This window comes from Aeromonas sp. 25-AL00135, from assembly GCF_054052385.1.
Genome location: NZ_JBSTYQ010000037.1, coordinates 1 through 7638 on the forward strand (window position 1 = coordinate 1; position 7638 = coordinate 7638).

The 7638-nt window shown below is 59.1% G+C and carries 5 protein-coding genes and 1 pseudogene; 3 read left to right on the forward strand and 3 right to left on the reverse strand.

Going from position 1 to position 7638, the window contains the following annotated elements:
* Positions 1–674: pseudogene (locus ACW5XC_RS20285) on the reverse strand (IS3 family transposase); the annotation flags it as partial.
* Positions 675–783: 109 nt separating this feature from the next.
* Entirely contained in the window at positions 784–1134 is a 351-nt protein-coding gene (locus ACW5XC_RS20290; protein ID WP_005355311.1) for a hypothetical protein, read from the reverse strand.
* A gap of 199 nt (positions 1135–1333) precedes the next feature.
* On the opposite strand from ACW5XC_RS20290, the gene ACW5XC_RS20295 reads away from it, so the two are divergent.
* The 3 genes from ACW5XC_RS20295 to ACW5XC_RS20305 all read left to right on the forward strand — a co-directional run bounded on the left by ACW5XC_RS20295 (position 1334) and on the right by ACW5XC_RS20305 (position 4980).
* A complete protein-coding gene (locus ACW5XC_RS20295) occupies positions 1334–2056 on the forward strand; it encodes a response regulator (RefSeq protein WP_042052907.1) in 723 nt (240 codons plus the stop codon).
* A 33-nt stretch (positions 2057–2089) separates the two neighbouring features.
* Entirely contained in the window at positions 2090–3451 is a 1362-nt protein-coding gene (locus ACW5XC_RS20300) for an ATP-binding protein (RefSeq protein ID WP_042052908.1), read from the forward strand.
* Positions 3452–3591: 140 nt separating this feature from the next.
* Entirely contained in the window at positions 3592–4980 is a 1389-nt protein-coding gene (locus ACW5XC_RS20305; RefSeq protein ID WP_042052909.1) for a transporter substrate-binding domain-containing diguanylate cyclase, read from the forward strand.
* Between the two features lie 67 nt (positions 4981–5047).
* On the opposite strand, the gene ACW5XC_RS20310 is transcribed toward ACW5XC_RS20305, so the two are convergent.
* The gene (locus ACW5XC_RS20310; protein WP_042052910.1) at positions 5048–7000 is read right to left on the reverse strand and encodes a ligand-gated channel protein; all 1953 of its coding nucleotides are present in this window, start codon (positions 6998–7000) and stop codon (positions 5048–5050) included.
* Between the last annotated feature and the right edge of the window lie 638 nt (positions 7001–7638).

Sequence of the window (7638 nt, forward strand, 5' to 3'; positions counted from 1 at the left end):
GGTGGTCTTGTGATACGCCCGCCTGGGCAGCACCAGCAGACGGTGCTCGGCCAATATCTGAAACAGCCTGTCCCGCCCTACCTTGAGCCCGTCATCATCCTGACCCTGGAGCAGATAATGCAGCTTGCGAGTACCGACCCGCGGTTGTCGCAGTCGAACCTGACGCACGAAGCGCACCACCTGCAAGCCCTGTGCATGGCGCTCGTCGGCGACCCGATTGCGCTTGTAGTAAGCCTGCCGGCTTATCCCCAGAAACAGGCAAGCCCTGACAATGGTCAGCCTTTCGACGTGCCGCTGCGAGATGACTTGCCGGGTCGCTTTTTTACGATGGAGACGCCGTAGTCATTCTTCAGTACATCGACGACGGCCTCAAAAAACTGGGCCTTCTGGCTCATCAGTGCCAGCTGTTGCTCGAGTTCCTTGATGCGCTGTTCGGGCGTCTGGTTGTCGGGGTCAGGCATGGTGATACTCCTGCCGGCGCGTACAGAAGCCCCCTGGCTCCAATCTTGCCGACCATGTTTACGCAACCATACCAGAACGGTGGAGCGGCCCTGAATGCCATATCGGGCTTGTGCTTGCTGGCAACTGAGCTCGCCTTTTTCAATCTGCTCGACCAGTGCCAGTTTAAAAGTCAGTGAGTAATCGCGCTGTGTCCGTTTCACACCTTGTCCCATCGGGTTCTCCATTTATTGGGGGGGAAAGGTGTAAACCATATTCAGGACGGCACAGTAAGCACAAAAAGGGTGGCATCGGCCACCCTTGGGTTGATAACAGCTGGCGCTGTTACTGGTTCGCTTCGGCGAACTGCTTCATCGCTTCGGCGTGCTTGGTCATGCCGGCGGCACGCTCGTTGAGCTTCTTGATGAACTCCGCCTTCTTGGCCGGATCTTCAATGCGGTCATAACGTTGCTGCAGGTTGGCCTGGATCTGCTCCGGGGTCATGTTCTGCATGCGGGCCATCTTGTCGTGGCGACCACCGTGGTGTTTGCCACCCATCATGCCACCACCGTCCATCGGGCAATCCACCATGGCACCGGGCTGGCCAGTGGGGGCCGCTTCACTGGCAGCATAGGCACCCAGCGGCAGGCCAAGGATCAGGGTGGCGGTCAGCAGGGTTTTGGTCAGCTTTTTCATGGTCTATCTCCTGTAGGGATGATTCTGGTTCGGCGCTCTTGCCTTGCCCCCAAGTAAACACCCTGTCGGTGTCTGAACTTTGCCAGCATCGCCCTTTTTTGTAGCAGAGTGTGGCATCGTGCGGATCTGGCACACTTTGACACAAACCGTGCAGCGTATTTTCGTATACTCGTGCCAACGCCAAGCAGGGGAGGTATTCATGAACCAGGGCAACACCCACATTCTGGTGGTCGACGATCACAGCGAGATCCGCGATCTCTTGAAACGCTTTCTGGAACAGCACGGCCTGCGGGTCAGCTGCGCCCGGGATGGCAAGGAGATGAAGCGACTGCTGGAGGAGCGGGAGTTCGATCTGCTGGTGCTGGATCTGATGATGCCGGGTGAAGATGGTCTGACCCTCTGCCGCGAGCTGCGGGTCAAATCGAACCTGCCCATCATCATGCTCACTGCCATGGGGGAAGAGACCGACCGCATCATCGGATTGGAGATGGGGGCCGACGACTATCTGGCAAAGCCTTTCAATCCGCGCGAGCTGCTGGCGCGCATCAAGGCGGTGATGCGCCGCACCCAGGCGGATAACCAACCCGCCGCCGAGACCCTGACCCGGGATCTGCGCTTCGATCGCTGGCTGCTCGACGTCAATCGCCGGGAGCTGGTCGATGAGGATGGGGTGGGTCTCAGCCTCTCCACCGCCGAATTCGATCTGCTCAAGGTGTTTCTCGAACGCCCGCAGCGAGTACTGAGCCGGGATCAACTGCTGGATCTGGCCCGTGGCCGCGAGGCGGTAGCCTTCGATCGCGCCATCGATACCCTGGTGAGCCGCCTGCGCCGCAAGCTGGAGCGGGATCCCAAGAATCCGGAGCTGATCAAGACCATCTGGGGTGGCGGCTATATGTTCTCCGCCGACGTTACGCAGGTTTAAGCAGTGGGCACCTTGCGACGACTGTGGGCACGGATGTGGCCCAAGGGGCTGACCGGCCAGATCATTCTGGTGGCGCTGGCGGGGTTGATCCTGATCCAGCTGCTCAGCATCCAGATCTACCGCACGGATCGGGAGGAGGCGCTCGGCTTCGTCAACAGCCGCAACGCCATGCAGCGGATCATCTCTGTGGTCAGGCTGCTCTCCCTCTCCCCCCCGTCCCTCTATGACGAGATCCTCAAGGCGAGCCGCAGCGAGACCCTGCTGCTGCGCCTCTCCGACGAACCGCTGCAACCGGATAACCGCAGCCCCCGCTTCGAGCAGCTGGTGCGCTCGCGCCTCAACTACCCCCCCGGCCTCACCGTCGAGATCAGCGCCGAGCTGAAAGAGGATACCCAGCGCAGCAAGGCGTGGGAACATCATGCCCGCATGATGCGGGATCGCAAGGGGCCGCCCCCGCCGCGGGATATGCGGCTCTACGGCTCCATCGAACTGCCGCAGGGGGGCTGGCTGCAGTTCAGCTCGCTGGTCGACAAGGAGACGGGTAGCTGGTCGTGGCAGACCACCCTCAACCTGATGCTGGTCGCCAGTCTGGTGATCGGACTGATGGTGCTGCTGTTTCGTCGTGCCACCCGCCCGCTCAAGCAGCTGGCAGGCAATGCGGAGCGGCTCGGACGGGGCGAGGATATCGAGCCCTTGAAAGAGGAGGGGCCGACCGAGATCCGCGAATCGATTCAGGCATTCAACCGGATGCACACCCGGCTCGACCGCTTCGTGCAGGACAGAACCCGGATGCTGGCGGCCATCTCCCACGATCTGCGCACCCCCATCACCAGCCTGCGGCTGCGCACCGAGTTTCTGGCCGATGGCGAGGACAAGGAGCGCATCCAGCAGACCCTACAACAGATGGAGCAGATGCTGGCGGCCACCCTCAGCTTTGCCCGCGAGGAGGGGCAGCAGGAAGCGACCCGCGAGCTGGATCTGGTCAGCCTGCTGGTCAGCCTGTGCGATGACTATGCCGATACCGGCCAGCCGGTCACCTGTCTGGCGGAAGGCAAAGAGGTCTACACCTGCCGGGCCAACACCCTGCGCCGGGTACTGCAGAACCTGATCGGCAACGCCATCAAGTATGCCGGCAGCGCCGAAGTGTCGCTGGAGCGGCGCAAGGAGGAGCTGTTGATCCGGGTCTGCGATAACGGGCCGGGGATCGATCCGGCGCGGCTGGAGGATGTGTTCAAGCCGTTCGTGCGGCTCGATGAAGCGCGCAACACCGAGTCCGGCAGTGTCGGGTTGGGCCTCTCCATCGCACGCACCCTGGTCCATCAGCACGGCGGCGAGCTGACCCTGCTCAATCGGCCACAAGGGGGGCTGGAGGCGCGGATCAGCCTGCCGCTGTAAGTAGTTACTCTATCCGCCAGCATTGTCATGGCGCCGTTTGCATCATGCAAACTTCATCATTTGAGCGCTTGTTCTTCGATCCGAAAGACGGTGATAATCGGTGACCACGGGACGGCATACGGCAACGGATTGGAGCAAGGATGGCCTCTTCCAGGACAGGAGTCATAGTCAGTATCGGATGGGGGCTCCTGCTGCTCGCCCTTGCCCTGCCGGTCTGGGCCAAAGCCCCGGAAGAGCCGATCATTATTACCAACTCCAAAGCCTGGCAGCCCTTCTCCTATATCAATGAGTCGGGCCAGCCGGATGGCCTGCTGATCGATTTGTGGCGTGAATATGCCCGGGTGACCGGCCAGAAAATCGAGTTCAGGCTGGTCGACTGGCAGGGCTCCCTCGACCTGCTCCATGAGGGGAAAGCCGACGTTCACGCCGGACTGCTCTGGTCACCGGAGCGGGACAAACTGTTCGACTATGGCCGGCCTCTCGCCCAGCTCGACTCCCAACTCTTCTTCTCGAGCGAACTGCGCGGCACCGATGTACATTACTACCTGCTCCATGAAACCGTCGGTGTGGTAGCCGGTGGCTACGAGGAGTATTACGCCAGACGCTACTTTCCCGGCACCAGACTGCAGACCTTCAATGACAATGACACCCTGCTGGCTGCGGCCTTCAAGGGTGAAGTGAAGGCCTTTATCGCCGATCTGCAGGTCGCCAACTTCTACATCTATACCTCGGACGATCCCACCCGCTTTATTCCGGTTCGCCACCTCTATACCGACCAGATCCGCTTTGCAGTGAAAAAGGGCGACCTTGCCCTGTTACACCGGCTGGAAGAGGGCTTCGCCAAGCTCAAAGAGAGCGATCGAGAGCGGATCATCCGAAAGTGGATGCATGTCGAAACCGTCTACCCCATCCATCTCGGTCCCTGGCTACTGCTTGCCGGGGTGTTGATCATGGTGGCCTACATAGTGCAACTGCGCCGGGCCGTCGCCAGCCGCACCGCCGAGCTGAGCCGCGCCAACGCCAAACTGGAGAAGCAAGCCAGTACCGACCCCCTGACCGGCCTGCTCAACCGACGGGCATTTATGCCCGCCATGGAGCAACGACTGGCAAGCGGGGCTCCCTGTGCTCTGCTGCTGTTCGATGTGGATCACTTCAAGGAGACCAATGACCGCTTTGGTCATGGCATCGGGGATCTGTTGCTGGAAAAGCTGGCCACGACTGTGACCAACCTGTTGCCCGAAGAGGCTCTGCTGGCCCGCATCGGCGGCGAGGAGTTTTGCCTGCTGCTGCCGCTGGCCACACTGGCAGAAACAGAACAATGGGCCGAGCGTATCTGCCTGGAGAGCAACCGGCAAACCCTGCACACCAGCAGCGGCGAGGTGACCCTCTCCATCAGCACCGGGGCAGTCTGGGTAGCCGCAGAGAGAGAGGCTGATGCCGACCAACTACTACGGCAGGCTGACGCCCTCATGTATCAGGCCAAGGGACTGGGGCGCAATACCTGGCAAGCCGCCGCCTATCAGGCATAGTCCCCTGACGGACACGCAATAAAAACGGCCGCCATCGGAAGATGGCGGCCGCATGACAGGTTCCCTATCAGAAGTTGTAAGTCACGCCCAGGTTGTAGCGGCGACCATCCAGCACAGTGCCATAGCTGCTGTAATCCACCGTCTTGTCGAACAGGTTGTAGACCCCGGCGGTCAGATCCAGATGCTTGTTGGCCTTGTAGACCAGGCCCATGTCAAAGAAGGTATAGGAAGGGGTCCCTTCCGCCATCTTGACCCGGCTCAGGTATTCGGAGGTCTCGCCACGGAAGTTTACCCGTGACCAGAGGCTGAGATCCTCGGTGGTTTGCCAGTCAACACTGCCGTTGAACATGTGACGGGGCATCTGGTTGAGGGCATGACCCGCCAGTGGACCACTCTTCTGCTCGGACTGGGTGAAGGTGTAGCTGGAGCTGACCGACCAATCCTCATTGATGGCCCAATCCATCATCCCTTCGACACCGCGCATGTTCGCCTTGTCGACGTTGACCCGATCACTGATGAAGTCATAACTGTGACCATTGAGGGTACAGGCGGGATCGCTCTTGCTGGAGCAACGACGCACTTCGGAGATCTTGTTCTTGAAGTCGGTGTTGAACAGGGTCACCCCGGCGTTGAAACCCTGATGACCGTTCCATAGCAGGCCAATCTCTTCACTCACGCTGGTCTCGGGTTTGAGAGCCGGGTTGCCGACCAGCATGCCATCCTGGCTGCTACCGCCGGTGGCCTGGCCCCAGTTGGCCGCCGACATCCGCAAGTCAGGGGAGCGGTAACCGGTGGATACGCCCCCTTTCAGGGTCCAGCTATCATCCAGATGCCAGACGCCGTAGAGGCGCGGGCTCCAGTGAGAGCCGTAGTTCTGGTCCCGATCCATGCGGGCGCCACCGGTCAGGGCAAAGCTGTCAGTGAGTGACCACTCATCCTCGACAAACATCGCCCAGCTCCAGCGGGTCAGCTGCTCGGCAGGGTTGGCCACTTTCAGGGTATTGCCCTGATCGTGCAGATCCTCATAGTGATACTGACCACCGACACTCAGGTAGTGATCACCCAGAATAAACTGGGTATGGGTATCGGCGATGGTGTTGGTAAGTTCCATCTTGCGGCCGGGGTTGGTGTTGGTCTCCTGCTGCAGATAGCTGCTGGAAGAGCCGAAATCATACTGGCCATCATGGGTCAGCGCATAGTTGGTGCGCTCGTATCGGTTAAGGCTATCTTTCGCCTTCGCAGCCAGTGAATTGCCGGCCGTGCGATCCCGATCCTGCAGACTACGACTGGCTTCCAGATCGAAGCGGTTATGGTCATCAGGCTTGAAGCTGAGCACCGCCGTGCCACTGCGAGTCTCTTGCTCGGCAAAACCCTGGGTAAATTTGTCTTCACCACGATGGGCAAGCTGACCGTTGAAACGCAGCCCCAAAACGCCATCGATCAGTGAACCTGCGGTGTAGGCATCGGTCTGGAAGCTGTTGCCAGCATGCTTGTTCTCCTGGAAGGTGGAATCAGCGTGAACCGAGCCCTGCCAGGCCAGACCGGTGGTCTTGCGGGTAATCACGTTAATCACGCCCCCCATGGCATCAGAACCATAACGGGATGACATGGGACCACGGACGACCTCAATGCGCTCGATCGCCTGCAGTGGCGGCAGCCATCCCTGCTCGATACCCGGACCATCGCTGTTCGGGCGAGTGCCACGGCTATCCACCTTCTTGCCATCAACCAGCATCAGGGTGTATTTCGACCCCATACCGCGAATGCTGATATCACTGCTGCTGCCACCGCCGGTCACCACAACACCGGGCACATCCTTCAGGGCATCAGTTACATCGCGATATGCCCGTTTCTCCAGCTGCTCACGGGTAATCACGGAGATGGAGGCGGCAGAATCTTCAATCTTCTGCTGGAAGCCGGAAGCGGTGACGACCATCACCTCTTGTTTGGCAGCATAGGCCTGGGTCGCAAGAAGGGAGCAGATCAGCAAGGCAAGCTTGTTCGGTTTCACTGTTGTCATGTTTTAGCCTGAACATTTTTAGTAGGAAGGTGACGTATTCCCTTACTTCACTCATTACAACGCCCTGGCATCCGGCCAGGCGCAGCATTAGAAAAGGCTCATTTGAAAAGCACTTTATTAATCAGCCCGCATTGTAACGACCCCGACCCGATCATTCAAATAATAATCATTATCATTTATTTCGCGTGGCATTCCTGCTGTAAAACAGATCGCTATTGATAAGTGACCGTTTTAATAGAAAAAATCCATAAACAAACAAGGGAATTAAACAAACAAGCGGAAGCGATGACGTACCGTTGCAAGATGGCCTGATTTAATCCTCAAGCTCTATCAGCTCGCAGCGGAACAATATGGCCAAGATGGGATGTGCTGCGATACAGAGGTGGAGACAGTAGCAAGAACGCCAATAGGGGAAGGCATTGGCATCGTGGTGGATGTCGGCAGCTCACCAGCAGGCTAAAACATCAAAACCCGGTCGTGAGACTGGGCTTTGTGTTGGTTCCGGCGTGCAAACCTGTGGGTCTTATGGGCAAAAATCACCCATATAAAAAAGGCCTTCCCAATCGGGAAGGCCTTCAAATTAGTGGCGGAGCGGACGGGACTCGAACCCGCGACCCCCGGCGTGACAGGCCGGTATT

Bases quoted from the DNA above. Each gene is read 5' to 3' on its own strand.
- ACW5XC_RS20290 (WP_005355311.1), bottom strand. From the start codon at position 1,134: ATGAAAAAGCTGACCAAAACCCTGCTGACCGCCACCCTGATCCTTGGC.
- ACW5XC_RS20295 (WP_042052907.1), top strand. From the start codon at position 1,334: ATGAACCAGGGCAACACCCACATTCTGGTGGTCGACGATCACAGCGAG.
- ACW5XC_RS20300 (WP_042052908.1), top strand. From the start codon at position 2,090: ATGTGGCCCAAGGGGCTGACCGGCCAGATCATTCTGGTGGCGCTGGCG.
- ACW5XC_RS20305 (WP_042052909.1), top strand. From the start codon at position 3,592: ATGGCCTCTTCCAGGACAGGAGTCATAGTCAGTATCGGATGGGGGCTC.
- ACW5XC_RS20310 (WP_042052910.1), bottom strand. From the start codon at position 7,000: ATGACAACAGTGAAACCGAACAAGCTTGCCTTGCTGATCTGCTCCCTT.